The sequence below is a fragment of the Lelliottia sp. GFLA7 genome, assembly GCF_056490165.1.
The window spans coordinates 248445-274448 of sequence record NZ_JBWLAQ010000003.1; the positions used below are offsets into that span (position 1 = coordinate 248445).

Annotated in this window: 22 protein-coding genes, 1 tRNA gene and 1 pseudogene; 17 read left to right on the forward strand and 7 right to left on the reverse strand. The window is 49.5% G+C overall.

The annotated features are described in order from the left end of the window. Positions 1-10 precede the first annotated feature (10 nt). Positions 11-1231 carry an arginine deiminase gene (arcA, locus tag AC07RN_RS11475; RefSeq protein WP_012015865.1) on the reverse strand — a complete coding sequence of 407 codons (1221 nt, stop codon included), beginning with the start codon at positions 1229-1231 and terminating at the stop codon, positions 11-13. Positions 1232-1906: 675 nt separating this feature from the next. Here arcA and AC07RN_RS11480 point away from each other — a divergent pair. The 5 genes and pseudogenes from AC07RN_RS11480 (at position 1907) to AC07RN_RS11500 (ending at position 8815) form a co-directional block, all read left to right on the forward strand. Next, positions 1907-2359 (forward strand): YhcH/YjgK/YiaL family protein, encoded by a 453-nt coding sequence (locus AC07RN_RS11480; protein ID WP_407438500.1) that lies wholly within the window; start codon positions 1907-1909, stop codon positions 2357-2359. 199 nt (positions 2360-2558) lie between these two features. Then, positions 2559-3467, forward strand: a complete 909-nt coding sequence (locus AC07RN_RS11485) for a dihydrodipicolinate synthase family protein (protein ID WP_478336394.1) — start codon at positions 2559-2561, stop codon at positions 3465-3467. Positions 3468-3481: 14 nt separating this feature from the next. Beyond that, a complete protein-coding gene (locus AC07RN_RS11490) occupies positions 3482-5449 on the forward strand; it encodes a YjhG/YagF family D-xylonate dehydratase (protein ID WP_478336395.1) in 1968 nt (655 codons plus the stop codon). 353 nt (positions 5450-5802) lie between these two features. Beyond that, positions 5803-7183, forward strand: a pseudogene (locus tag AC07RN_RS11495) (MFS transporter). 12 nt (positions 7184-7195) lie between these two features. Further along, positions 7196-8815 carry a glycoside hydrolase family 43 protein gene (locus AC07RN_RS11500; RefSeq protein ID WP_478336396.1) on the forward strand — a complete coding sequence of 540 codons (1620 nt, stop codon included), beginning with the start codon at positions 7196-7198 and terminating at the stop codon, positions 8813-8815. A 7-nt stretch (positions 8816-8822) separates the two neighbouring features. Here the strand turns inward: AC07RN_RS11500 and AC07RN_RS11505 are convergent, their stop codons facing one another. The 3 genes from AC07RN_RS11505 to argL all read right to left on the reverse strand — a co-directional run bounded on the left by AC07RN_RS11505 (position 8823) and on the right by argL (position 10977). Beyond that, positions 8823-9581: an IclR family transcriptional regulator gene (locus tag AC07RN_RS11505; RefSeq protein WP_235134648.1), complete on the reverse strand. Its 759-nt coding sequence runs from the start codon at positions 9579-9581 to the stop codon at positions 8823-8825. Positions 9582-9706: 125 nt separating this feature from the next. Beyond that, positions 9707-10711: an ornithine carbamoyltransferase gene (argF, locus tag AC07RN_RS11510; protein ID WP_478336397.1), complete on the reverse strand. Its 1005-nt coding sequence runs from the start codon at positions 10709-10711 to the stop codon at positions 9707-9709. Next, positions 10681-10977 (reverse strand): putative translational regulatory protein ArgL, encoded by a 297-nt coding sequence (gene argL, locus AC07RN_RS11515; RefSeq protein ID WP_407438509.1) that lies wholly within the window; start codon positions 10975-10977, stop codon positions 10681-10683. The genes argF and argL overlap by 31 nt, the downstream gene beginning before the upstream one ends. Between argL and rraB the strand changes: the two genes are divergently transcribed. From rraB to AC07RN_RS11545, 6 genes are all read left to right on the forward strand, one after another. Beyond that, entirely contained in the window at positions 10877-11302 is a 426-nt protein-coding gene (rraB, locus tag AC07RN_RS11520; RefSeq protein WP_012015873.1) for a ribonuclease E inhibitor RraB, read from the forward strand. The two genes, argL and rraB, sit on opposite strands and share 101 nt — an antisense overlap. A gap of 42 nt (positions 11303-11344) precedes the next feature. Next, positions 11345-12103, forward strand: coding sequence for a tRNA isopentenyl-2-thiomethyl-A-37 hydroxylase MiaE (miaE, locus tag AC07RN_RS11525; protein ID WP_478336398.1), 759 nt, complete (start codon positions 11345-11347; stop codon positions 12101-12103). 25 nt (positions 12104-12128) lie between these two features. Next, complete coding sequence (locus tag AC07RN_RS11530; RefSeq protein WP_478336399.1) at positions 12129-12860, forward strand: topoisomerase II; 732 nt, start codon at positions 12129-12131, stop codon at positions 12858-12860. 108 nt (positions 12861-12968) lie between these two features. Further along, a tRNA-Leu gene (locus AC07RN_RS11535) sits at positions 12969-13053 on the forward strand. Positions 13054-13216: 163 nt separating this feature from the next. Next, positions 13217-14500, forward strand: coding sequence for a tyrosine-type recombinase/integrase (locus AC07RN_RS11540; protein ID WP_478336400.1), 1284 nt, complete (start codon positions 13217-13219; stop codon positions 14498-14500). A 269-nt stretch (positions 14501-14769) separates the two neighbouring features. Beyond that, entirely contained in the window at positions 14770-17511 is a 2742-nt protein-coding gene (locus AC07RN_RS11545) for a restriction endonuclease (RefSeq protein ID WP_478336401.1), read from the forward strand. A gap of 360 nt (positions 17512-17871) precedes the next feature. Here AC07RN_RS11545 and AC07RN_RS11550 read toward each other — a convergent pair whose 3' ends face one another. Genes AC07RN_RS11550 through AC07RN_RS11560 form a run of 3 tightly spaced genes read right to left on the reverse strand, consistent with a single transcriptional unit; the run spans position 17872 to position 19449 of the window. Next, the gene (locus tag AC07RN_RS11550) at positions 17872-18147 is read right to left on the reverse strand and encodes an ogr/Delta-like zinc finger family protein (protein WP_478336402.1); all 276 of its coding nucleotides are present in this window, start codon (positions 18145-18147) and stop codon (positions 17872-17874) included. Next, complete coding sequence (locus AC07RN_RS11555; RefSeq protein WP_478336403.1) at positions 18128-18700, reverse strand: phage polarity suppression protein; 573 nt, start codon at positions 18698-18700, stop codon at positions 18128-18130. Before AC07RN_RS11555 ends, AC07RN_RS11550 begins: the two co-directional genes overlap by 20 nt. Further along, positions 18700-19449, reverse strand: a complete 750-nt coding sequence (locus AC07RN_RS11560) for a phage polarity suppression protein (RefSeq protein WP_478336404.1) — start codon at positions 19447-19449, stop codon at positions 18700-18702. Before AC07RN_RS11560 ends, AC07RN_RS11555 begins: the two co-directional genes overlap by 1 nt. Before the next feature lie 927 nt (positions 19450-20376). Between AC07RN_RS11560 and AC07RN_RS11565 the strand changes: the two genes are divergently transcribed. The 6 genes from AC07RN_RS11565 (at position 20377) to AC07RN_RS11590 (ending at position 25930) form a co-directional block, all read left to right on the forward strand. Next, positions 20377-20637: a helix-turn-helix transcriptional regulator gene (locus AC07RN_RS11565; RefSeq protein WP_478336405.1), complete on the forward strand. Its 261-nt coding sequence runs from the start codon at positions 20377-20379 to the stop codon at positions 20635-20637. Further along, positions 20634-21185 carry a host cell division inhibitor Icd-like protein gene (locus AC07RN_RS11570; protein ID WP_478336406.1) on the forward strand — a complete coding sequence of 184 codons (552 nt, stop codon included), beginning with the start codon at positions 20634-20636 and terminating at the stop codon, positions 21183-21185. Before AC07RN_RS11565 ends, AC07RN_RS11570 begins: the two co-directional genes overlap by 4 nt. Beyond that, a complete protein-coding gene (locus AC07RN_RS11575; protein ID WP_231354173.1) occupies positions 21182-21403 on the forward strand; it encodes a hypothetical protein in 222 nt (73 codons plus the stop codon). Before AC07RN_RS11570 ends, AC07RN_RS11575 begins: the two co-directional genes overlap by 4 nt. Beyond that, complete coding sequence (locus AC07RN_RS11580) at positions 21403-21726, forward strand: DUF5375 family protein (protein WP_478336407.1); 324 nt, start codon at positions 21403-21405, stop codon at positions 21724-21726. Before AC07RN_RS11575 ends, AC07RN_RS11580 begins: the two co-directional genes overlap by 1 nt. Positions 21727-21739: 13 nt before the next feature. Then, positions 21740-24058, forward strand: a complete 2319-nt coding sequence (locus AC07RN_RS11585; protein WP_478336408.1) for a primase-helicase zinc-binding domain-containing protein — start codon at positions 21740-21742, stop codon at positions 24056-24058. 597 nt (positions 24059-24655) lie between these two features. Beyond that, positions 24656-25930: a tyrosine-type recombinase/integrase gene (locus tag AC07RN_RS11590; RefSeq protein ID WP_478336409.1), complete on the forward strand. Its 1275-nt coding sequence runs from the start codon at positions 24656-24658 to the stop codon at positions 25928-25930. The last annotated feature ends 74 nt before the right edge of the window (positions 25931-26004 follow it).

Genomic DNA, 26004 nt, shown 5'->3' on the forward strand with positions numbered 1-26004 from the left:
GATGGCTCCTTTAAATTCCGTCTCGTTCCAGTGGACAGCTCATGCAGCGTGCGCCGCCGCGACCGCGTCCCAGTTCGTCGCCGGGAATTGGCAGCACGGTAATGCCTGCTTTGTCGTATTTTTCGTTGGTCCAGATGTTGCGCTCGTAGCCAATCACCACGCCGGGGCGGATGGTCAGCACGTTGTTGGCGTCGTTCCACTGTTCACGTTCGGCTTCAAACGCGTCGCCGCCGGTAGTGATCAGGCGTACCTGATTGATACCCAGTGCTTTTTCGATGGCGTGCAGCAGATCGGTTTCCTGCGTACGCAGCAGGCCGCCGCGTCCGTCAGGCGTGAGCGTCCAGCACTGGGCGTCTTTGCGCACCACTTCCGGATAAACGGAGAAGGTGTCGACGTCGATGTGGGTCATGACGGTGTCGAGATGCATACATGAGCGGTGTTTTGGCAGCTCAACGGCGATAACGCGTTCTGCCTGGCGATGCGTAAACAGGCTTTGCGCCAGGAATTCAACGCCCTGCGGCGTAGTACGTTCCGACAGGCCAATTAATACCGCGCCGCGACCAATCACTAATACGTCGCCGCCTTCCAGGGTGGCGTGATCGTAATTAATATTTTCATCGCCGAAATACTTAATAAAATCGCCATCGGCAAAATTAGGATGCCAGCGATATATTGCGCGAAGATTATTGGTTTCACGCTGACGTGCCGGTTTTGCCATGGGGTTAATAGAAACGCCGTTATAAATCCAGCACGATGTATCGCGGGTAAATAAATGATTAGGCAGCGGCTTCATAATAAAATCATTTGCCGTATGGGTATCGACAACCATATTTTTAATAAAGGCCGGAATTTCGCCATAGGTTAAGCCACCGCTTAAACGACGCGCCAGTTCGCGATGCGGCATATCTGCCAGCCAGCCGCGAACGTCATTAGCAAAGGTCGGGCCGAGGCGGTAGTCAGAGATTTGAGTATCCAGCAGCCAGGCTTTGGCGTCTGCAATATCAAGCGTTTGGGTGAGAAGATCGGTTAACAGCAGGACTTCCACACCCTGATCGCGCAGCGTATTTGCGAAAATATCATGCTCTTCACCCGCCCGCTCAACGGATAATACGTCATCGAATAAGAGCTCCTGACAATTCGACGGGGTTAAGCGTTTCAGACTTAAATTTGGGCGGTGCAGCATAACGCTACGCAATTGACCAATTTCAGAACCGACGTAATGCTTTTCCATAATTATTCCTTTAACTTTTTTTCAGAATAAAAAGGGCTGTGCTATGAATCTGGGTTTATTTCATAGCCCTTTAAGCTCAATTGTTTTCACGGATTATAGTAGGCGGCTTGAAATTACAGAATGTGATATTGCTCACGTCGGATTCGGTAATAAGAGGTTTGTTTTCTATTGCATGATTCGCATCAGATAATGATTAGTTAGTCATTGTCTTAATATGAATGACTACGCGTTATTAACACTCGTTATGTGTGGTTGTTATTATTTTGTTGGTTATTGGCGATATTTGATATTTTCTATCTTATTGATTTAATTAAATTAATTTACGGTTGTGGAATAGCTATGCAAAAAGCCTCATTAACTATTACGGGCTTAAAGAGAATCAGTAAATAATTATTTATTTTTAGAGCAAATTTTCAAAGTAGTGAAGTGTGAACTGGAAGTGGTTTTTTAGATTACATATTTCTAATCAATGGATTAGTCGCATGCTGAAATGACGCTACGCTCATGTTATGCATAATCCCTGCATAAATGTGGGAAGTGCATTAACAGTGGGTTAACACATTTTCCGATAAACATGCGCTGTCGCAAGGATGACGCAAAAATGAGTGGTATGGCAGTGGGAATTCTCGTATAAAAGGTAAAAATGAAACATTGTTTTATATTGAGGGTTTAAACATGATCGTTGGCAATATTCACCACTTACAGTCCTGGCTGCCGGAAGAGTTGCGTCAGGCTATCGAACACGTCAAAGCGCATGTCACCGACGCTACGACGCTCGGTAAGCACGATATCGACGGTAATAACCTGTTTTATCTGGTCTCTGAAGATATGACCCAGCCGTTTGCAGAGCGTCGTGCGGAGTATCACGCGCGCTATCTGGATATCCAGATCGTGTTGAAAGGCCAGGAAGGGATGACCTTCAGCACCTTGCCACACGGCACGCCGGATACCGACTGGCTGGCAGACAAGGACATTGCGTTCCTGCCAGAAGGCGAGCAGGAAAAAACCGTCGTATTAAATGAAGGCGATTTTGTGGTGTTCTATCCGGGCGAAGTTCACAAGCCGCTGTGCGCCGTGGGGAGCGCTGCTCAGGTCCGCAAAGTCGTCGTGAAGATGCTGGTGGGCTAACTTTTTTGGCCCGGCGCTTCCTGGCAGCCGGGCCTGGAACATCACCGCGTTGTTACATCATTTCGTGATCCAGTCTAAAATTTCACCTCTTTCTGCGCTTTCCCGGTTTACCTCTTCCTTTATCGCGTCATAGTATGAGAGATAAATTAATGAACGCTGTTCTATAATGTAGAACAAAATGCTTCAGCAAGGAGATCTCATGCAGCAGACCGTGCAGTTTTCGGGGATTATTCCGCCTGTCTCCACCATCTTCTCCGCCGATGGGCAGTTTGATAAACACGGCACCGCCGCGCTCATCGATGACATGATTAGCGCAGGTGTTGATGGCCTGTTCTTTTTAGGCAGCGGGGGAGAGTTCTCGCAGCTAAACGCCGAAGAGCGTAAAGCGATCGCCCGTTTTACTATTGATCACGTCAATCGCCGTGTGCCCGTTCTGATCGGCACTGGTGGCACCAACGCCCGGGAAACCATTGAACTTAGCCAGCATGCTCAGCAAGCGGGGGCAGACGGAATCGTTGTCATTAATCCGTACTACTGGAAGGTATCCGAACAAAATCTGATTCACTATTTCCAGCAGGTGGCGGATAGCGTGACGCTGCCAGTGATCCTGTATAACTTCCCGGCGCTCACCGGCCAGGACCTGTCGCCGACGCTGGTGAAAACGCTGGCGGATTCTCGCCGCAATATCGTGGGTATCAAAGACACCATTGATTCCGTTGCCCATCTGCGCAGTATGATCCTGACGGTGAAACCGGCTCACCCGCACTTCTCCGTGCTGTGCGGTTACGACGATCATCTGTTTAACACCCTGCTGTTGGGCGGCGATGGCGCGATATCGGCCAGCGGCAATTTTGCCCCGCAGCTCTCGGTGAAATTGCGTCAGGCGTTCCGCGATGGCGATCTGGCTCAGGCCGCACATTACCACCAGACGCTGCTGCAAATTCCGCAGATTTATCAGCTGGACACACCGTTTGTGAACGTCATTAAAGAAGCGATTGTGCTGTGCGGACGTCCGGTTTCCACGCACGTATTACCGCCAGCCCAACCGCTGGATGACGCTCGCAAAACGCAGCTCAAATCGCTGTTACAACAGCTTAAGCTCTGCTGAGGCGCAAAAATACGATGTCGATAGAAACGATTTTTACGCCGCAGAGTGACGCCTTTTATTCCGTCACCACGCACGCGGCTGGCCCGCAAGGTGCGCTGCCCTTGACGCCGCAGATGCTCATGGAATCGCCAAGCGGCAATCTGTTTGGCATGACGCAAAACGCGGGTATGGGTTGGGATGCGAATAAACTCACCGGAAAAGAGGTACTGATTATTGGCACGCAGGGGGGGATCCGCGCAGGGGATGGGCGTCCGGTCGCGTTGGGTTACCACACGGGTCACTGGGAAATCGGCCTGCAAATGCAGGCAGCAGCGAAAGAGATTACTCGCCACGGCGGGATCCCATTTGCCGCGTTTGTCAGCGATCCCTGTGATGGGCGTTCCCAGGGGACGCACGGGATGTTTGATTCCCTGCCCTATCGTAACGATGCGGCCATCGTGTTCCGGCGTCTTATTCGTTCCCTGCCAACACGCCGCGCCGTGATTGGCGTTGCCACCTGCGATAAAGGCCTGCCTGCGACCATGATCGCCCTGGCCTCAATGCATCATCTGCCGACCATCCTGGTGCCGGGTGGTGCCACGCTGCCGCCGACGTTTGGCGAAGATGCCGGAAAAGTGCAAACCATCGGGGCGCGCTACGCCAATGATGAGCTTTCTTTGCAGGAGGCCGCCGAGTTGGGCTGTCGTGCCTGCGCCTCGCCGGGAGGCGGCTGTCAGTTTTTGGGGACGGCGGGGACGTCGCAGGTGGTGGCAGAAGCACTCGGTCTGGCGCTTCCGCATTCCGCGCTGGCGCCATCAGGGCAGGATGTGTGGCTGGAAATCTCACGACAATCTGCCCGGGCGGTGATTGAACTGGATAATCGCGGCATTACCACGCGCGATATCCTGACCGACAAAGCCATTGAAAACGCGATGGTTATCCACGCCGCGTTTGGCGGTTCCACCAATTTACTGCTGCACATCCCGGCGATCGCCCATGCGGCGGGCTGCACGTTGCCGGACGTAGAGCACTGGACACGTATCAATCGCAAGGTGCCACGGTTGGTGAGCGTGTTGCCAAACGGACCGGATTATCACCCGACGGTGCGCGCCTTCCTGGCGGGCGGTGTGCCAGAGGTGATGCTCCATCTGCGCGCGCTTGGCCTGTTGCATGAAGATGCCATGACCGTCACCGGCCAGACGGTGGGGGAAAATCTTGACTGGTGGCAGGCATCGGAGCGGCGTGCGCGATTCCGCCAGTGCCTGCGCGACCAGGACGGTGTCGATCCGGATGATGTGATCCTGCCGCCGGAGCGCGCCAAAGCCAGAGGGTTAACCTCTACGGTGGCGTTCCCGGTGGGCAATATCGCCCCAGAAGGCTCGGTCATAAAAGCCACGGCTATCGATCCGTCGGTGGTCGGTGAGGATGGTGTTTATCGCCATACTGGGCGGGCTCGGGTGTTTGTCTCGGAAGCACGGGCGATTAAAGCCATCAAAAACGGTGAAATCGAACAGGGCGACATTATGGTGGTCATCGGTGGCGGACCGTCCGGGACCGGCATGGAAGAGACTTATCAGCTGACGTCGGCCTTAAAGCATGTGTCGTGGGGAAAATCGGTATCGCTTATCACCGATGCCCGTTTCTCCGGCGTCTCCACCGGCGCGTGTTTTGGCCACGTGGCGCCCGAAGCGCTGGCCGGCGGGCCGATTGGTAAGCTCCGCGATGATGACATCATCGAGATCGTTGTTGATCGTCTTTCCCTGACGGGCAGCGTGAACTTTATCGGCACGCCGCACGCGCCGCTACCGCCTGACGAGGGGGCGGCGGAACTGGCGCGTCGTCAGCCACATCCCGAACTGCATGCGCATGATTTTCTGCCCGACGATACCCGTCTGTGGGCGGCATTACAGTCCGTCAGTGGAGGCACCTGGAAAGGGTGTATTTATGATACGGATAAAATTATCGAGGTTATTAACGCCGGTAAAAAAGCGCTCGGATTGTAATTATTAAATATTAACTCGTCTGCGAAATGTATTTCGTGGACGTTTTTCCTGCGCCTTTAATATATCAATTTTCTGGAATTTAATTTTTTATAAGCTATTAAAATAAAAGCGTAAAGTTATTTTTTAATTTCAAGATAATAACGACGCTAATCACAAAAGCAAAATATCATAATTCATAAATAAGAAATGAACATTGCGGGTAAAACGATCATCTCATTACACTTTATTAACACGAAACTGTGAAATCAGCACACGAAAAAAGGGTGTATTCCTGACGATGCACCAGGCGATGAATTTGCCTGGAACAGGTCCCTGACGTCTGCACCGTTCCACTCTCTGCGTTGGGGGTCAATATGCAATTAACCATGAAAGACAAGATTGGCTACGGGTTGGGTGATACCGCCTGCGGCTTCGTCTGGCAGGCGACGATGTTCCTGCTCGCCTATTTCTATACCGATGTCTTTTGGCTTATCCGCAGGCATCATGGGCACGCTGTTTTTAGTGTCGCGCGTGCTGGATGCCGTGACCGATCCACTGATGGGGCTGTTGGTCGACCGTACCCGGACGCGACACGGGCAGTTCCGCCCGTTCCTGCTGTGGGGCGCAATCCCGTTTGGCATCGTCTGCATGCTGACGTTTTACACGCCGGATTTCTCGGCCAACGGCAAAATCATCTACGCCTGCGTGACCTACATCCTGCTGACGCTGGTCTACACCTTCGTTAACGTGCCGTACTGCGCGATGCCAGGGGTGATCACTGCCGATCCGAAAGAGCGCCACGCCCTCCAGTCCTGGCGCTTCTTCCTGGCGGCGGCGGGATCGCTGGCTATCAGCGGCGTCGCTCTCCCGCTGGTGGGGATCATCGGTAAAGGCAATGAACAGCTGGGCTATTTTGGCGCGATGTGCGTGCTGGGGCTGAGCGGCGTAGTGCTGTTGTATGTCTGCTTCTTTACCACCAAAGAGCGCTATACCTTTGAGGTGCAGCCGGGTTCATCGGTCTCGAAAGACCTCAAACTGCTGTTCGGAAACACCCAATGGCGCATTATGTGCGCGTTCAAAATGATGGCCACCTGTTCCAACGTGGTGCGCGGCGGGGCTACGCTCTATTTCGTCAAATACGTGATGGATCATCCTGAAATGGCGACGCAATTCCTGCTCTACGGCAGCATCGCAACTATGTTTGGATCGCTCTGTTCTTCCCGACTGTTGGGCCGCTTTGACCGCGTAAAAGCGTTCAAGTGGATTATCGTGGTGTATTCCCTGATTAGCCTGCTGATTTTCTTCATTCCAGCCGAGAATATGGCGCTGATTTTTGCCCTCAACATTGTGTTCCTGTTCGTCTTTAACACCACTACGCCGCTGCAATGGCTGATGGCTTCGGACGTGGTCGATTACGAAGAGAGTCGCAGCGGACGCCGCCTGGACGGGCTTGTGTTCTCAACTTATCTCTTCAGCCTGAAAATTGGCCTGGCGATTGGCGGGGCGGTGGTGGGCTGGATCCTGGCCTGGGTGAACTACTCTGCCAGCAGCAGCGTGCAGCCGGTTGAAGTCTTAAGCACCATCAAAATTCTGTTCTGCGTGGTGCCGGTGGTGCTCTACGTCGGCATGTTCATCATGCTTTCACTCTATAAGCTGTCCGATGCGCGCGTGGAAGCGATCAGCCAGCAGTTGCTGAAGCATCGTGCGGCGCGGGGTGAGGATATTCCTGCGGCGGCGACGGCGGCATCTCATTAAGAAGGAGGCAAAATGTACACTCTGAATAACCCGATTCTGACCGGCTTTAACCCGGACCCCTCGATCTGCCGCCAGGGAGAGGATTACTACATCGCCACATCCACGTTTGAGTGGTTTCCTGGCGTGCGCATTTATCACTCCCGCGATTTGAAAAACTGGTCGCTGGTCAGTACGCCGCTGGATCGCGTGTCGATGCTCGATATGAAAGGCAACCCGGACTCCGGCGGAATTTGGGCATCCTGTCTGAGCTATGCCGACGGGCAGTTCTGGCTGCTTTATACCGACGTGAAAATTGTCGATTCGCCGTGGAAAAATGGCCGCAACTTTTTAGTGACTGCGCCGTCCATCGAAGGGCCGTGGAGCGAGCCGATCCCGATGGGCAATGGCGGGTTCGATCCATCGCTTTACCACGAAGACGATGGCCGTAAATTCTATATTTATCGTCCCTTGGGACCGCGCCACCACAGCAATCCGCACAATACCATTGTCATGCAGGAGTACTTCCCGCAGACGCAGCGACTCTCGCCGGAACGTAAAACGCTCTTTACCGGTACGCCGCTGAGCTACACCGAAGGGGCGCATATTTATCGCAAAGACGGCTGGTACTATTTGCTGGTGGCGGAGGGCGGAACGAGCTATGAGCACGCCGTGGTCGTCCTGCGGGCGAAAACGCTGGAAGGCCCGTATGAACTGCATCCGGATGTGACGATGATGACCAGCTGGCATCTGCCTGAAAACCCGCTGCAAAAAAGTGGTCACGGGTCATTGCTGGAGACGCACACCGGCGAGTGGTACATGGCGTATCTCACCAGTCGTCCACAGCGTTTGCCGGGCATTCCCCTGCTCGCCTCCGGCGGGCGCGGCTACTGCGTGTTAGGGCGTGAAACGGGGATTGCGCGTATCACGTGGCGCGACGGATGGCCGTATGTTGAAGGCGGAAAGCATGCGCAATTGACCGTTCCAGGGCCGCAAATGACCGAGAGTCATGCCATCGCGCAGCCCACCTGGCGTGACGATTTTGACGCCGACACGCTCGACCCTGAACTTCAGACGTTGCGCATTCCTTTTGACAGCACCCTCGGTTCCCTGAGCGCACGGCCCGGTTTTTTGCGCCTGCACGGTAATGATTCACTCAACTCGACGTTTACGCAGTCTACCGTGGCGCGCCGCTGGCAACACTTTGCCTTCCGCGCGGAAACGCGTATGGAGTTTGCTCCGCAGCACTTCCAGCAGAGCGCGGGAATAACTTGCTATTACAACACCAAAAACTGGAGCTACTGCTTTGTTGATTATGAGGAAGGGTTGGGGCGAACGCTGAAGGTGATCCAGCTTGACCATAACGTGCCGTCGTGGCCACTCCATGAGCAGCCGATTCTGGTTCCGGAGAATGCGCAGAGCGTGTGGCTTCGCGTGGACGTCGATCGGCTGGTGTATCGCTATAGCTATTCGTTTGACGGTGAGGCGTGGCAGACTGTGCCGATCGCGTATGAGGCGTGGAAATTGTCGGATGATTATATTGGCGGACGCGGGTTCTTTACCGGGGCGTTTGTGGGCCTGCACTGCGAGGATATCAGCGGCGATGGCTGTTACGCCGATTTCGATTACTTCAGCTACGCACCGGTAGCGGAGTAGTCATCCCTTAGGCCGGGTAACCCAGCGCGCGTGAGAGCTGTAGTCCGGCCTCTTCCAGTTGAAGCCGAAAACGCGTCAGTTCGTTATCGTCCACACGGGAGGTGAGCGTTGACAGGCTCAGCGCAGCAATCACGCGCGATTCATGATTCCACACCGGAACCGACACGCAGCGCACCCCTTGCTCGTTCTCTTCGCTGTCGAGGGCGTAACCTTGCGCGCGCGTTTGCGCCAGCGCGGTCAGCAGATCCTCGCGTGAGGTAATGGTCGCGGGAGTAAATGTCGTGTACTGATATCCCTCCAGCAGCGGATTTAATTCTGCCTCATCCAGCCAGGCGATCAGCACTTTTCCGATGGCGGTGGCATGCACCGGCAGGCGGCGGCCAATGCGCGAATAGGCAATCGCGGCGAGCTTCCCTTCGATCTTCTCGATGTAAACGCCTTCCCGACCATCAAGAATACCCAGATGGGTTGTTTGCCCCGTATCACGGGACAGTGCGGTCAGCCAGCATTTGGCCTTCTGACGGATATCCATCGAGCCCACGACAAAATGGCCGCGCTCGACCAGCTTCATGCCGAGGCGATATTTGCCGTTTTCGGGATTTTGATCGATATAGCCATGAAGTTGCAGCGTTTTGAGGAGCGAATGGAGGGTACTTTTGCTCAGCCCCATCAGTTTGCTGATGTCGGTGATCTTAAGCTCCGTCGCCTGCTCGTTAAACAGGTCCAGGATCTGCAATGCACGTTCAACAGACTGAATGATAGGCATAATGGCGATTTGTCCACGCTGAAGTTAAGGCGAAAACGTACCTTTTTTACGCTGAAAAATCAATCGACTGCTGACCCTCTCCGCATCGGAAAGGGCCAGGATGAGGAGATCAGACTGCCGAAAACTTATTTGCCAAGCGTCGCAACCATGACGGCTTTGATGGTATGCATACGGTTTTCTGCCTGATCGAAAACAATGCTGGCTGCAGATTCGAACACCTCGTCCGTCACTTCCATTCCGCCATGCAGATCGAACTCTTTTGCCATCTGTTTGCCGAGCGCAGTGTGATCGTCGTGGAACGCGGGCAGGCAGTGCAGGAATTTCACGTTCGGATTGCCCGTGAGCGCCATCATTTCGCTATTCACCTGATAACCACGTAGCAGCGCGATGCGCTCCGCCCATTTCTCTTTTGGCTCGCCCATCGACACCCACACGTCGGTATAGATGAAATCTGCGCCTTTCACGCCCGCCGCGACATCTTCTGTCAGCGTGATTTTCCCGCCGTTCTGCAACGCCAGCGCGCTGCACTCTGCGACCAGACTCTCTTCCGGCCAGCAGGCTTTTGGCGCAACCAGACGCAGATCCAACCCAACCAGCGCCGCCGCCTCCAGCATCGAGTTGCCCATGTTGTTGCGCGCATCTCCCGCATACACCAGCGCCATCTCGTTAAAAGATTTGCCCGGCAGGTGTTCCTGCATGGTCAGCAGATCCGCCAGCAGCTGCGTGGGATGGAACTCGTTGGTCAGGCCATTCCACACCGGCACACCAGCGAACTGTGCCAGCGTTTCGACAACGTCCTGACCGTGACCGCGATACTGAATGCCGTCATACATACGGCCAAGCACGCGCGCGGTATCTTTAATTGATTCTTTATGCCCAATCTGGCTGCCGCTCGGGCCGAGATAAGTGACGCGAGCGCCCTGGTCAAATGCGGCAACTTCGAAAGAGCATCGTGTGCGAGTTGAGTCTTTTTCGAAGATGAGCGCGATATTTTTGCCAGTAAGTTTCTGTACTTCCTTGCCATTTTTCTTATCAGCTTTGAGTTGAGCGGCAAGCGACAGCAGGGAATTGACTTGTGCAGGGGTAAAGTCGAGCAGTTTCAGGAAGTGTTTTTTATACAGTTCAGACATTTTATCCTCACATGGCAAACGCCACTTATTGAATTAAAATTCACTTTATATGTATGAATATTCATTTGCAACCCTGTTTCACAAATCTTTCTTACATTAGGTGGAGGCAAACACATCCGTGTGTGAAAATAGAAGTATCTGCCGAACTTTAAAGAGGAACGAGCCATGGCAAACCCAGAACTGCTGGAAGAGCAACGCGAAGAGACGCGCCTGATCATTGAAGAGCTGCTGGAAGACGGAAGCGATCCGGATGCGCTGTACACCATCGAGCACCATTTCTCTGCAGATGACTTTGAATCGCTGGAGAAGCTGGCGGTAGAAGCGTTCAAAATGGGTTACGAAGTGACCGAGCCAGAAGAGCTGGAAGTGGAAGAGGGCGAAACCGTCATCTGCTGCGATATCCTGAGCGAAGGCGCGCTGAAAGCGGAACTTATCGACGCGCAGGTAGAACAGCTGATGGATCTGGCCGATAAATTCGAAGTGGAATACGACGGCTGGGGAACTTACTACGAAGATCCGAATGGTGAAGACGGCGACGACGAAGATGATGAAGACAGCATCGACGAAGACGACGACGGCGTACGTCACTAAGTGTTATTCGCGGCAGCTTCGGCTGCCGCATCAGGAACTACCATGGATTACCCGCAGATTCTCTCCCCTGTTCTGAACTTCCTCCAGTGTCCGACTCCACAAGCGTGGATTGATAAAGCCCGCGATCCCGCGAATTTACCGCTGCTGCTCACTGATCACATGGTGTGCGAGCTTAAGGCCGCGCAGACTGCGCTCCTGCTGGTGCGTAAATACGTCGCTGATAAACGCGGTGCGGATGCGTTACTCGACTGGCTAAAGCCGTACGAAGCATTTACCTTCCGCGACGGGCCGGAACCTGATTTTGTTGCTCTGCATAAGCAGATTGGCAAAAGCGTGATGCCGAAAACCGACGACCCGTGGGGGCAGGCGCTTATCGACAGTATGGTTCTGCTGATAAAAGAAGAGTTGCACCACTTCTGGCAGGTGCGCGAGGCGATGCTGACGCGCAACATTCCGTACGTCAAAATCACCGCCAGCCGCTACGCCAAAGGGATGCTGAAAGAAGTACGTACTCACGAACCGCTGACGCTTATCGATAAACTGATCTGCGGGGCGTATATAGAAGCGCGCTCTTGCGAACGCTTCGCCGCGCTGGCGCCGTACCTGGATGACGACCTGCAAAAGTTCTATTTGTCGCTACTGCGCTCGGAAGCGCGTCATTACCAGGACTATCTGACACTTGCCCAACAGGTGAGCGACAACGATATCTCTTCACGGATACAGATTTTTGGCGAAATAGAAGCCACACTTATCTCGACACCGGACGAGGAGTTTCGCTTTCATAGCGGCGTGCCGGTGTAACCCGTCACTGCAAAAAGGATGCGAGATGAGAAGAACGTGGAAACCTATTGTCGCCGTTGCCGTACTGGCCGCCGCAGTGGCCTTCTGGGTCTATTACGACAAACAGCGTCTGCAGCACACCCCTGAATATCGCCTTGATACCACGCTCAACAGTATGCCCGCGTGGCAAGTGCTCAAGGAGCAGGATCCTGCGTTCCAGGAACGTATTCGCGCTCAGATCCTGGCGATGCAGAAAGAGGGCGATTCCGAGCAGCACATCATCGACGTGATCCAGCCGCAAATCCTGCGCCTGCAGATGTCGCGGCTACAGAATGCGCCAGACGCCAACGTGGTGGATTACATGCGTGCGAACATGGAGCAGACCGCTGCCATTCAGAAAGTGAGTGACGACGCCTGTTTCCGCTTTCTGTATCCCGGTGTCAAAGGCGGTATCAATCCGCTGCGGGTGCTGGATAAACCGATGATGGAGCGTCGTATGCAGGCCGACGCCGACATGATGCGCGCCGCGTATGGTAAGAACAAACATACCGTGACGCCGCAGGAACGCGAAACGGCCGTTGCCGATGTGCGACCAATCATGAAAGCGCTAGCCGCGAAATACGGCGAGGATATTCAGCTGTTGCAGACCCCTGATCAAGCGACGGGTAAAGAGAAGGTGTCGTGCGATATGGTGCAGGATATGTGGGCGAAGGTGCTGACACTGCCTGAAAACCACGCCGCAGGCGTGATTCGGCTCGCGGTTTCGGAACTGGAATAGGCGTTACGCTGGTTTTTTCGACACTTAGCACCGGATTAGCGCGCTGCCGCTTGCAAGGCAGCGCGTGACAGGTATAATCCACAACGTTTCCGCATCATCCCCTTCAGTGCCGAAGTGGCGAAATCGGTAGACGCAGTTGATTCAAAATCAACCGTAGAAATACGTGCCGGTTCGAGTCCGGCCTTCGGCACCATTAGTACTTCCAAGACCATCCGAGAAAGTCCAATTATCCCTTTAAAATCAATGCTTACGGCGATTTTTACGTCCTGAGTTGTCCGAGATAGTCCGTTGAAATCCGGATGTCATTGGGGGCATAATTGGGGGCATCTTAACTTCGATTAGAAATGTGCCCCCAAATGAAGCTCAACGCCAGACAGGTCGAGACCGCAAAGCCAAAAGACAAAACCTACAAAATGGCCGATGGCGGCGGTTTGTACCTTGAGATTTCGGCCAAGGGATCCAAATACTGGCGCATGAAATACAGACGCCCCTCTGACAAAAAAGAGGATCGCCTCGCTTTTGGTGTTTGGCCTACTGTGACGCTTGCTCAGGCAAGAGCAAAGCGCGATGAAGCCAAAAAGCTGTTAGTGCAGGGCATTGATCCAAAAGTCGAACAGAAAGAAGCACAGGCCGAGAATTCGGGGGCATATACTTTCGAAACTATCGCTCGTGAATGGCATGACAGTAACAAGCGCTGGAGCGAAGACCATCGATCGCGCGTTCTTCGCTATCTTGAGCTTTATATTTTCCCTCATATCGGTTCGTCCGACATTCGCCAGCTCAAAACCAGCCACCTGTTAGCCCCGATTAAAAAAGTTGATGCCAGTGGTAAACACGACGTCGCTCAGCGCTTGCAACAACGCGTTACGGCCATTATGCGTTATGCCGTACAGAACGATTACATCGACTCCAATCCAGCCAGTGACATGGCCGGTGCGTTATCGACAACGAAAGCACGACACTATCCAGCTTTACCCTCTAGCCGCTTCCCTGAGTTTCTTGCTCGTCTTGCTGCATATCGTGGCCGTGTAATGACTCGGATCGCGGTCGAGCTTTCCTTACTAACTTTCGTTCGTTCAAGTGAGTTACGTTTCGCGCGCTGGGATGAGTTCGACTTCGATAGATCTCTTTGGCGCGTACCTGCAAAACGGGAAGAAATTAAAGGCGTGCGTTACTCGTACCGTGGCATGAAAATGAAAGAGGAGCATATTGTACCCCTGAGCCGGCAAGCGATGGTTTTGCTAAACCAGTTAAAGCAGATTAGTGGAGATAAGCAACTGCTGTTCCCGGGGGATCATGATGCAACCAAGGTTATGAGTGAAAACACGGTAAATAGCGCATTGCGTACGATGGGATATGACACGAAAACTGAGGTCTGCGGGCATGGCTTTAGGACGATGGCGCGTGGGGCGTTGGGTGAGTCGGGGCTGTGGAGCGATGATGCGATTGAACGTCAGTTGAGCCATACAGAGCGTAATAATGTACGTGCAGCTTATATTCATACTTCTGAGCATTTGGATGAACGTAGGTTAATGGTGCAGTGGTGGGCTGATTATCTTCAAGCTAACACTATTGATGTTGTATCCCCCTTTGATTTTGCCAAGAGCACTCAAAATAATCGCTATAAATCAATTGTTTAAAGTTAATTTCGAAGTTGTTGTATCGTTAATTTCTATGATTGATAGCTTATGGACTTTTAATTGAATAAAGATGCCATTGAATCATTTGGGATTTTATATATATTAAGTAATAAAATGCTTGAAGGGTTATGTTCTCGAAGAGTTGCTATGTATTGTATAGGTGCTTTGATAAGTTTTGAGATCAACTTCTCAAAACTCATATTTTGCTCATTAGCACTCTACACGACATTAACAAGTCTAAGTCTAATATTTTGTGAAAAGGATATTGCATGAAAATCGAAGTTGCTGTTGATGCTACTGCAACAACGAAAGAGAAAGGCGACCTTCTTGAAAGTCTTTCTTCTAAGCTCCTTTCTGCTCAATCTTATTCAGTTATTAACGAAATAAGACTGACCGCAGTTGAGCTTGATTTGCTCTGTAAGAATCAGATAAATGGTAAGGAAATATATGTTGAATGCAAGGCTTACCGAGGGAATATAGATGCAAATATTCTTAAGAATTTATTGGGAACGCTTTTCTTAAAGAATTACTCTGAGGCTTGGTTAATTAGCACAGGGGATTTTGGGAAAGAAGCGAAAGGATTTATTGAAGAATGGAAAAAGAAGCCAATCGAATTAGCTAGTAAATTAAGCTTTTTTGGTCCTGATCAGCTTATAGAAGCACTTATATCTTCGGGAATAATTAAAAGAGCTCCAGAAGATAAAGCTGTTGATTTTTTAGGAAGCGTCAACTTACTAGGTCAATGGATTTTGCTTGTAACTAAGTTTGGTAATTTCTGGGCCGCTTCAGTATTATCAGGAGGGATCCCTAGTGGAGTTATCTGTTATTATGCAGCTAATAATGAATTGGTTGAGGATGTAGCACTTCTCTCAAAAATTGCTGATACAGATAGCAGTTTTAATAATCTTTCTTTTGATGTGCCGGCTAAATTCAAACATTATAAAGTTGACGTGACAACAACTCCATTTACTGATGTTGTAGAGGTTCAAACAGGGCAAAGTTGGAGTGACTACCGCCCAGCAAGGCCTGAAGATTTTGTTGGTCGAGTTAAAGATATAAATAACGTTTTTGATTTCTTTAAAAATATAAAAGAAGGTGTTACTAATACTAGGATATTTGCAATAACTGGTAATTCCGGGATGGGTAAAAGTTCTCTTATTGCTAAGTTGCGAGAAAAAGCTAATAACTTGCATAACAAAAACAAATACTACGTATTCCCCGTGGATGTTCGAGCGGCTATAGGTCCTGAATATATTTACTCATCGGTGTTAACAGCTCTGAAATTAGCTCAAAAAAATGGCTTTGGTGACCCACATATAAATTTGATAGTAACAAATGTTAGCAGCCCACTAAGTTCTGACAGTATCAAATATTATCTTGAATCTCTAAGTAAGAAAAAACAGATAATATGTGTCATTTTTGATCAGTTTGAAGAGTTGTATTCAAAGAAAGAGCTCTATGAAGTATTTGAGAGGGCAAGGGAACTACTCTTAAATGCTGCTGCTTTGCAACTCAATTTTTGTCTAGGTTTTGCTTGGAAAACTGATAGTACCACGCATAGTGAACATCCAGCTTATTTCTTTTGGCATCAATTATCAGATTATAGAATCACAAGGAAACTTAGTCCATTCACCGATGTTGAATCAGGTGTGGCAATTGGTATATTCGAAAAAGAAATTAATCAGAAACTGCATATGGATTTAAAACATAATTTGATTGTAAGTAGTCAAGGTTATCCTTGGTTATTAAAAAAATTATGCATTCATCTATATGAGAAAATAGAAAGCGGCGTTGCACAAAAGGATCTTTTAGAAAATAAATTAGATGTGTCTTCATTGTTTAAAGAAGATATGGATGAGTTAAGTCCGGCAGAGACTACATGCTTGAAATTAATTGCCCAAAGGGCTCCTGCTGATTGGTTTGAAGTAGTGGATATTTCTGGCCCAACAACGCTTGAGTCGCTAATAAATAAAAGATTTGTAATTCGAAGTGGTGATAGGTTAAATATTTATTGGGATATATTTAGAGAATACATTCTTACTTCTACAGTTCCTGTTATTGCTTTGCGATATTTGCCTTCGACAGAGTTTTCTTCCATATATAAAGTTGCTAAACATCTAAGTCACTCTGATAAGTATTTGGTTCAAGATTTAGTTGATAAAACAAAATTATCTGAGGGAACAGTTCAAAATATTGGCACTGATTTAATTAACTTTGGAGTTGCCGTCCGAGAGGCTGGTTATTACTCTCTCAGTACGGATGTCATTAAATGCGATGAAATGAACGTCCTGAGATTAATTCGAGATAAGTTCAATAGGCATTCGCTAACTTTAGCCTTGAAAGAAAAGGCTGCTGTGATGACGATAACATCACTTATTGATATGTTGAAGCATATATACCCTAATAATAATTATGCTGATAAAACCTGGCGAACTTATACGGTAAGACTGTGCCGTTGGTTGGAGTTATGTGGTTTTATTGTGCAGTCAGGAAATGGTTGGCTTTATCGTGATATAGGTGATGTGGTGTTTGATGCGTCAGATACCAAAAGAAGACGACTAAAAAGTAGTGTTTTTACCGCGCCAACATCCCCAGATATTGTGCTGCAAACTTTGGATTGGCTTGTGAAAAAAGGCAGTTTATTGAAGTCAGAGGATAAGCCAAAAGGATATAGGAACGCTTTAACTATTTTGAATAGATTCGAGTTGATATCTATTGTTGAAGATAATTACATACTTAATTCCGAAAAGCTTGAAAAATACTCTAACTTTGAGGACGCAATCTGGATCGCAGCTTCTACTGAAGCAACAATGTTAGAGGCATTGAAGATAGTAGCGAGAAATCCAGATATTACGGGGGTTGAGCTGGGTTCTTATATAGCTGACAAATATAACATGAATTGGACCCAGTCTTCCATGCTACGAAATGGCAGTTCAATAAAAAAATGGGTTACGTGGATCAATGATGTGAGAAATAATTCCTATGGAAAAATTATCAATACTGCATCTTAAGTTGTTATATTGAATATATAATTATTTAAAAGCCTTTCTCTCCTAAGTTATCGGAAGAGATGGGCTTTACGTTTAACCTTCCTTTTTTGTCTTTGACTTATGATTGAGTGTGCTTTTTAAAATATTCATCAGCGTGCGCACTCCCGCCCGCCTGCCCGCTCTTCACTTATTGCATCACTTTTCATGCACTCTCAGAGTAGCCAAAAGTCTCTGCTACAGCAGGTTGTGGAGTAAAAAGACTGCATTACACTCATGCGTTTTCATGCAGCATAGACATGCACTCTCAGGTGACTAGACTAGCGGTAAATAATGACACAAAAAAACCGGCCTGCGGGCCGGTTGAGGGATGTTTAGAACTTATCAGACTGGAATTTGCTGGCGGTTGGAGAGCTTGTATGCTGCGCCATACTTTCCTAGTGTTTGAGCTGGTTTCTCGGGTACCTCGACAGGCGTTTCATCCTTCACTTCAACTTTAGTGGGCCGGGTAATAATCGTATCGACGCTTTCGAGTGCAGTAAATGTGCAGGAGCACTCCAGATTTTTACATTGATAGTATGTGCGCTTAACAGACGGGGCCGGATAGAAGCTGGAACGGCTATGTGCGATTCCTTGACACTCAGGACATTGTAAAGCCATGGTTTTCCTCCTCGATTTTCAGACGATTGAGTCTGCTTTGAAAAGTCTTGTGCTTTGCCGGGGTATAAGTTTTAGTTGCATCCATACGCATGGATGCATCAGGAGATAAGCCAGATTCATTTAGTACCTCACGGCAGGAATCAAGCAGTTCCGGTGTTCTGAGTTCGGCCTGTCGTGCCACAGCTGAGCGCATAGCGCGAACAGCTACATCCAGCCCAAAGGGACCGTTCAGATAGGGGGCAAGGGCTGCAATTAATGCCTGGCCAGATTGAGCCATAAAGTCTTTTAAAGCATTTTCCACACACGCATCCACAACACCCCGTTGCGCATAAAGACTGTCACTGGCGGCACAGTTAATCTGCCATTCCAGGATCTCAAGCTTTTCCCGAAGGATTTCTAGCTGTCTTGAGTAGTGAGTTGGCTTGTCTGTTGATTGTAACAATGCCTGGAGGCGTAACTGAGCGGTACTGTGTTCGTTACGCAGGGAAAGCCAGTTTTGAGAGGCATCGCGATAATGTTGTAGCGCCTCTTGAGGAGTAAGCAATGTATCCATCAGAGTTGCCCTTTTTTCGCTTTTGCACGCTGATTTTTTATGCGCATTTGTGCCGCAGGGCTGGGAGCCTTTTGAGCATCATGGTAGGCAGCATTATCAGCAAATACGCCATTCTCGCGAAGGAATGGATCTTCCTGGAGGGATGCTTCTTGTGCCATTGCCGGTGCAGTGATTTTGGCAGCAATGAAATCTCTCAAAACAGTTTCTGGATCATTTACGGAATGAACAACGCCAATAACAGAGCTGGCACTTCGCCCCTTAGTCACTTTGATAAGGCTTAGCAGCTGAATCAGTTGTTGACCATGCTGCTTCATGAAGCTGTCCCAGAGCTGGGACAAATGAGTTTCTACCAGAGTGTCATGTGCCCGAATGTAATTCTGCGCCAGCTCTGCGGTTTTCCACGGGAGAAATTCATTATCTTCGGCATGAGTCGCAAGCAGCTGATCGAATTCATCAAGCGTTTCACGACCCAGGGCGATGTCTGCACGCAGCGTCTTCATTGCTGCCGTAACCTGTCCCTGGTTGTCATGGAACATCTGACGCCATTCCTCATTCTGTGCCTTAGTTTCGCTTTCCGTTTCAGCGCGACGCTTGCGAATAGTGGCAATCATTTCTGTGGCCTCAGTCTGCTTACGGCGAGATTCCAGCCAGACTGATTTAGCTGAATTCGCTTTCTCAAGCATCAGTTGTGTGGCAGAAGAGACAGAAACGCTGGAGGCGTGGCTAATGTTTTGTTGTGGGATTGTCATGTGGGCACCTTTCAGTTTGTCGTGGTGTCAATTGTGCTGTCCCGTATACAAAACCGCTAACGAGCACGATTGTACGGTCTCCCAGACAACCAACCCAAACAGGCAAGCCAGAGAAAAGAATTGAGTCCTTTAGCCTCTTACTGATTTATATTAACTATTCACTACTATTCACTTTAACAAAAAATATAATTAATACATGCTGTTAAGGTGTGAATGGTTAGATAAAGAGTATGCATATACTGTTCATTACTGTTCATTACTGTTCATGAGATAAAAAGTTTTTTTATAATTTTTTTTCATAAAAATCGCCCGCTATTATTCGAACTATTTATTTGATTTTATCTTCTCACCACTATTCACCCTTATTCAATACTATTAAACAGCCTGGCACATATGCAGCGGGTATTTATTGTTTTAACCCAATTCCAGCTCAGACCACTCTATTGCATTGCGACTGAATATTGATGACAATAGTTTTACCCGGTTCTTACAGGTTTTATTCGGATGCAGACGGAATACATTATCTGTATAAATAATTATGAAAGTGTTTTGTTTATCTATTGCTGGTGTCTCTGCATAACCCCAGGGAGCTTTCCACTATGATTAATTCAATGGAAACATCGACATGCATCCTTCTTGTCTTCGCTGTGTAAGGGTTTTATGCAAAATTCATCTGTCCTGATGTATGGCTTTTGCGCTATTCAGGAAGACTGTTTTTATTTTAAAAATCCTGCACACATTTCCTTTTGATATAAAAGATATGTTCCCGTTTTATCAGGTTTTAATTGATTTTAGTAATTGCAAAGTCAATGTGTGATGCTGAATAAATAAATAATGAATTATCGGTAGATATATACATAATCAGAAACCACCTGAAGCCGGATGAATTTACCCGGACTGCTGTGAATATTAAAATGAGGAAGCCAAATGCAGAATGTTTCTATTTCCGCGTCAGCCCCTGCTGCGCCATTGTTCCCTGTTCCGGCTCACCATGAACGTTTTTTACGATTGCCAGAGGTAATGCATTTGTGCGGGTTGTCGAGGTCAACCATTTACGACCTCATCAGCCGTGATGCTTTTCCGCAGCAGGTGTCTCTGGGCGGTAAAAATGTTGCCTGGGTACAGTCAGAAGTCCAGGCATGGATGGCTGACCGCATCAGCGCTCGTGGTCAGGGATGCGATGCATGATCATGCCAGCTCAACACAACCACCATTTTTCTGGCTTGCTTCCTGTTGCTGTTTCCAGGTATAGTTTTGCCACTGCCGCAAAATCGGCAGTCGGGATTTGCAGCCCGTGTAACTTCAAGGCGACACAACACGCGCCGAGCGTGTTTTTTTATGTCGTTGCTCAGACACATCTATTATTCGGGCTGTGGTGCTTACACTATGGTTCCTGTCAGATAATGGTGGTCCGGGCGGGGCAGCCTTCGGGCTGGCCGGTTTCCTTGAAGGCCGGTACTGCAAACCCCGTTCGGGCTACCACCTATGAGATTTGCAGCTCCGGTGGTGGCGATAACCGCTACTTCAAGGAGGTTGCCTTTATGGCTACGACCCTCATCCAATCATACCCGCAGTTTATCTTTGTGTTCGCCGCAATCCGTCGCGCAGACCGCAAGCCCCGAATTTTTATGCTCCGCACCGTCGCCTGCGATGAGCGCTCCGCACGGCTGTCCTTAGTCCGTGATTATGTTCTTTCACTTTCCGCGCGGTTGCCTGTCGTGGAGGTGATGCTATGAGCCAGCTCGAAATTTCCTATGACGATGTTGTACGCCTAAAACATTTGCGAAATGTGGGTGAATTTGTCACTGGCATGGCTGCCCTGCAGGACTGCTATGAAAAACCGACAGGCATTCAATGCGAGCAGCTTACCTCCCTGATTTACCTGATGACAGAACAGCTGGATGGCGTGGTGCAGCGCTGCCATGATGATCTGATGAATGCGGAGGTGATGTGATGAAACCATACACTCCTACTCTGGCGCTTCGTGCAGCACTGTATCGCCGCGCAGTTGCATGTGCATGGCTGACGCTCTGTAGCCAGCAGGAACGCTATCCCCGCCTGACGCTGGATGAGCTGGAAGATGCAATAGCGCGTGAACTGGAAGGTTTTTATCTGCGCCAGCATGGGCAGCAAAGAGGGATGGAAATTGCCTGCGCGTTGCTTTCGGATCTGATGGAGTCGGGCCCGCTTAAGGCTTGTCCGGTTCTCTCATTACTCGGAATGACGGTAATGGATGAACTTTGCTCCCGTCACCTCAATAAACCAGCGCTGCACTAAGGAGGGCCGCACAATGTCAGGAATGAAAGTTAGCCAGGCTGAGAAAGCAGCTCGTGGTCACTGGTCAAGAATTTTACCCGCGCTGGGTGTAAACGTATTGAAAAATCGACACCAGCCCTGTCCGGTCTGTGCCGGGAAAGACCGCTTTCGATTTGATGACCAGGAAGGGCGGGGAACATGGTTCTGTAACCAGTGCGGGGCAGGTGATGGCCTGGCGCTTGTAAGTAAAGTACTGGATGTAGGCATCAGTGAAGCAGCAGACAGAATAAACGTCATTACCGGGAATCTGCCGCCAGTATCTCAGGGAATGCTTGAATCTGGTTCTCCTGAAAAAGATGACGGGAAAAAAGCTGCAGCCGCGCTGGCTGCCCGTTTGTTGGAGAAATCCCGTCAGACCACAGGCAATGCTTATCTGACGGGTAAAGGGTTTTCTGCACTGCCTTGCCGGGAATTAACCGCCATGCATAAAGTCGGTGGTACGACGTTCCGTGCGGGAGATCTTATCGTTCCATTGTATGCAGAGGGAGAGCTGGTAAATCTGCAGTTAATCAATGCTGATGGGGGCAAATGCTTCCTTAAAGGCGGTCAGGTTAAGAATGCCTTTTACCTGGTTGAAGGTACTGCCAAAGCAGCCAAACGACTCTGGATAGCGGAAGGCTATGCCACTGCAATTACTATCAACCATCTGACTGGCGATGCTGTCATGGTGGCCTTTTCGTCCGTCAATTTCCTTTCTCTGGCGAGCGTTGCCTGCAGCCAGTACCCAACGAATCAGATAATTATTGCTGCTGACCGTGATCTCAACGGTGCAGGTCAAACAAGAGGCGTAGCTGCTTCGAAGGCAAGTAATTGCGCAATGGTACTTCCACCTGTGTTTGGTGACTGGAACGATGCATTCACGCAGAATGGCGAAGAAGCCACCCGGCAGGCAATTTATGAAGTAATAAAACCAGCTACTGCCAGCCCCTTCGACACAATGAGCGAAGCCGAATTCACCGCGTTGAGCGTCAGCGAAAAAGCGCAGAGGGTAGTGGATCACTACAAAAATTCGCTGGCAGTAGACCCTAACGGACAACTCCTTTCGCGCTATGAAGCAGGTGCCTGGAAAGTTATCTCTTACGCCGATTTTGCCCGCGATGTGGCTGCGCTGTTTCAGCGCCTGGGCGCACCTTTTTCATCCGGGAAAATTGCCTCTCTCGTGGAAACCCTCAAACTGATCGTTCCGCAACAGCAGAATCCGGCGCGGCAGCTGATCGGGTTTCGCAACGGTGTGCTCGATACCCGAACGGGATTGTTTAGCCTGCACGATAAGAAGCACTGGTTACGTACGCTGTGCGAGGTGGATTACACACAGCCCGTTGATGGTGAAGCACTGGAAACCCATGCCCCGGCATTCTGGCGCTGGCTGGATCGTGCCGCAGGTTTCAAACCTGAAAAGCGAGACATTATTCTGGCAGCATTGTTTATGGTTCTGGCTAACCGCTACGACTGGCAGTTGTTTCTGGAGGTCACAGGCCCCGGTGGAAGCGGCAAGAGTATCCTGGCTGAAATCGCAACCATGTTGGCAGGTGAGGATAATGCCACTTCGGCAACCATAGAAATGCTTGAATCACCGAGAGAACGAGCCGCATTAATAGGTTTTTCACTGATTCGCCTTCCGGATCAGGAGAAGTGGAGCGGTGACGGGGCCGGACTAAAAGCCATCACTGGCGGCGATGCGGTATCCGTTGATCCCAAATATCAGAACGCCTATTCGACCCACATTCCGGCGGTCATCCTGGCTGTGAACAATAATCCGATGCGTTTTACTGATCGTAGTGGTGGAGTTTCACGCCGAAGGGTGATCCTGCATTTCCCCGACCAGATAGCCCCGGAGGAACGTGATACCCAGCTCAAAGAGAAAATTGCCAGCGAGCTGGCGGTAATTGTTCGCCAGCTTATGCAACGTTTCAGCGATCCAATGAGTGCAAGAGCATTACTTCAGTCGCAGCAAAATTCCGATGAAGCGCTCACCATCAAACGTGATGCCGATTCTGCGTTTGATTTTTGCGGCTACCTTGAAGTCTTGCCTGACACCACGGGCATGTTTATGGGAAACGCTAATATTATTCCACGTCAGCCTCGTACGTACCTTTATCATGCATATCTGGTCTACATGGAGGCCAATGGCTATAAAAATACGCTCAGTCTGACCATGTTTGGCAAGGGGTTACCGTTAATGCTGAAAGAGTATGGGCTGCAGTATGAGAAACGGCGTACCAATCAGGGAATGCAGACTAACCTCACGCTCAGAGAGGAAAGTAATGCAGACTGGTTGCCTAAATGTGATTGATACACCGTGAATCTACTAACACCCAGCCCGGCTAACGCCGGGCTTTTTTATAAATGAATGTCATCAATGTAGAGTTAACTGTTCACTCTTCACTCAATGATTCACCTCTAACATCATGATGTTAAATTCTAAAGTTGATGTGTGAACAGTGTGCATGGTTATCACAAGAAAAAGTTAATTTGGCAGCTAATGCGTTCCGGTTAGGATCCGTTACACGGAACCTAACCAGGGGAGGGATTAAATTTTCATCGTGTCTCGAACCTATCAAAATAAAGATACATTGCAAAAACTGCAGAAAAAAATGAGGGGGCACAAAAGGGGGCATAACTGGTTGATTAGAGTATTAAATCCTTTATTAATATATGCTTAAGTCATGCTTTGAGTCCGGCCTTCGCACCATCGGAACATCAATAGACGTCAACGGACGTCTTTTTTTGTGCCTGAAATCCAGTATCCGCAAGGCTTTCCTCGCTTTTTCACTCAACCTAAGTCAACCTGATTCAATCTACATCAACTTACTGATGCGGGTACAACTGCGGGTATATCCCGGTTCGATAATGTTTGTACCCACACAGAACCCTTTAAAGGATACTCATCATGGCTCTGAGTGATGTGAAGGTTCGTTCGGCTAAGCCTGAAGCAAAAGCCTATAAACTAACTGACGGTGAAGGCATGGTTTTGCTGGTTCACCCTAACGGTTCCAAATACTGGCGGCTACGTTATCGCTTCGGTGGTAAAGAGAAGATGCTGGCGCTGGGGAAATACCCTGAAGTGTCGTTGGCGGATGCCCGGGCACGCCGGGATGAAGCCCGTAAGCTATTAGCGAATGGCGTCGATCCCAATGAGAACAAGAAAGCCGTTAAGGTAGAGCAGGAGCAAGAGGCAATAACGTTTGAAGTGGTCGCCAGAGAGTGGCACGCCAGCAATCAGAAGTGGTCTACATCGCACAGTGCCCGTGTTTTGAAAAGCCTTGAAGATAATCTCTTTGCTGCCATCGGTAATCGGAATATTGCTGAATTGAAGACACGGGATCTGCTTGTACCCATCAAAGCCGTCGAGTCATCCGGGCGGCTCGAAGTTGCCGCCCGTTTACAGCAGCGTACTACCGCGATTATGCGCTTTGCTGTGCAGAGCGGTTTAATCGACTATAATCCTGCACAAGAAATTGCCGGTGCGGTTGCTACGGCGAAAAGACAGCATCGTGCTGCCCTGGAACTTAATCGCATTCCTGAATTGCTTCACCGCATCGATCACTATTCTGGCAGGCCGTTAACTCGACTGGCGGTTGAACTCACGTTGTTGGTTTTTATCCGTTCAAGCGAGCTGCGTTTTGCCCGTTGGTCAGAAGTAGACTTTGAAACGGCCATGTGGACGATTCCGGGTGAGCGTGAACCGCTAGAAGGCGTTAAACACTCTCAGCGTGGATCCAAGATGAAGACTCCACATCTTGTTCCTTTATCGCGTCAAGCTCTCGCCATTTTGGAAAAGATCAAAAGCATGAGTGGAAATCGTGAGCTGATTTTTGTGGGCGATCACGATCCACGTAAGCCAATGAGTGAGAACACGGTGAATAAGGCTCTGCGAGTGATGGGCTATGACACGAAAACGGAAGTTTGTGGACATGGTTTCAGGACGATGGCGTGTAGTTCTTTGATTGAGTCGGGATTGTGGTCGAGGGATGCGGTGGAGCGGCAGATGAGCCATCAGGAGCGTAGCTCTGTGCGTGCGGCTTACATTCATAAGGCGGAACATCTGGGAGAGCGTAGGTTGATGCTGCAGTGGTGGGCTGATTATCTGGATGCAAATCGAGAAAAAATCTTTTCTCCTTTTGATTATGCAAAAATCAATAACCCATTAAGCCACAATAAATAACTGTGCAAGAAAGCTGATAGCAATAGTAGGATCGAGTTGATTTAATCGGCTTTAAGGCCACAGTCACGTCTTGC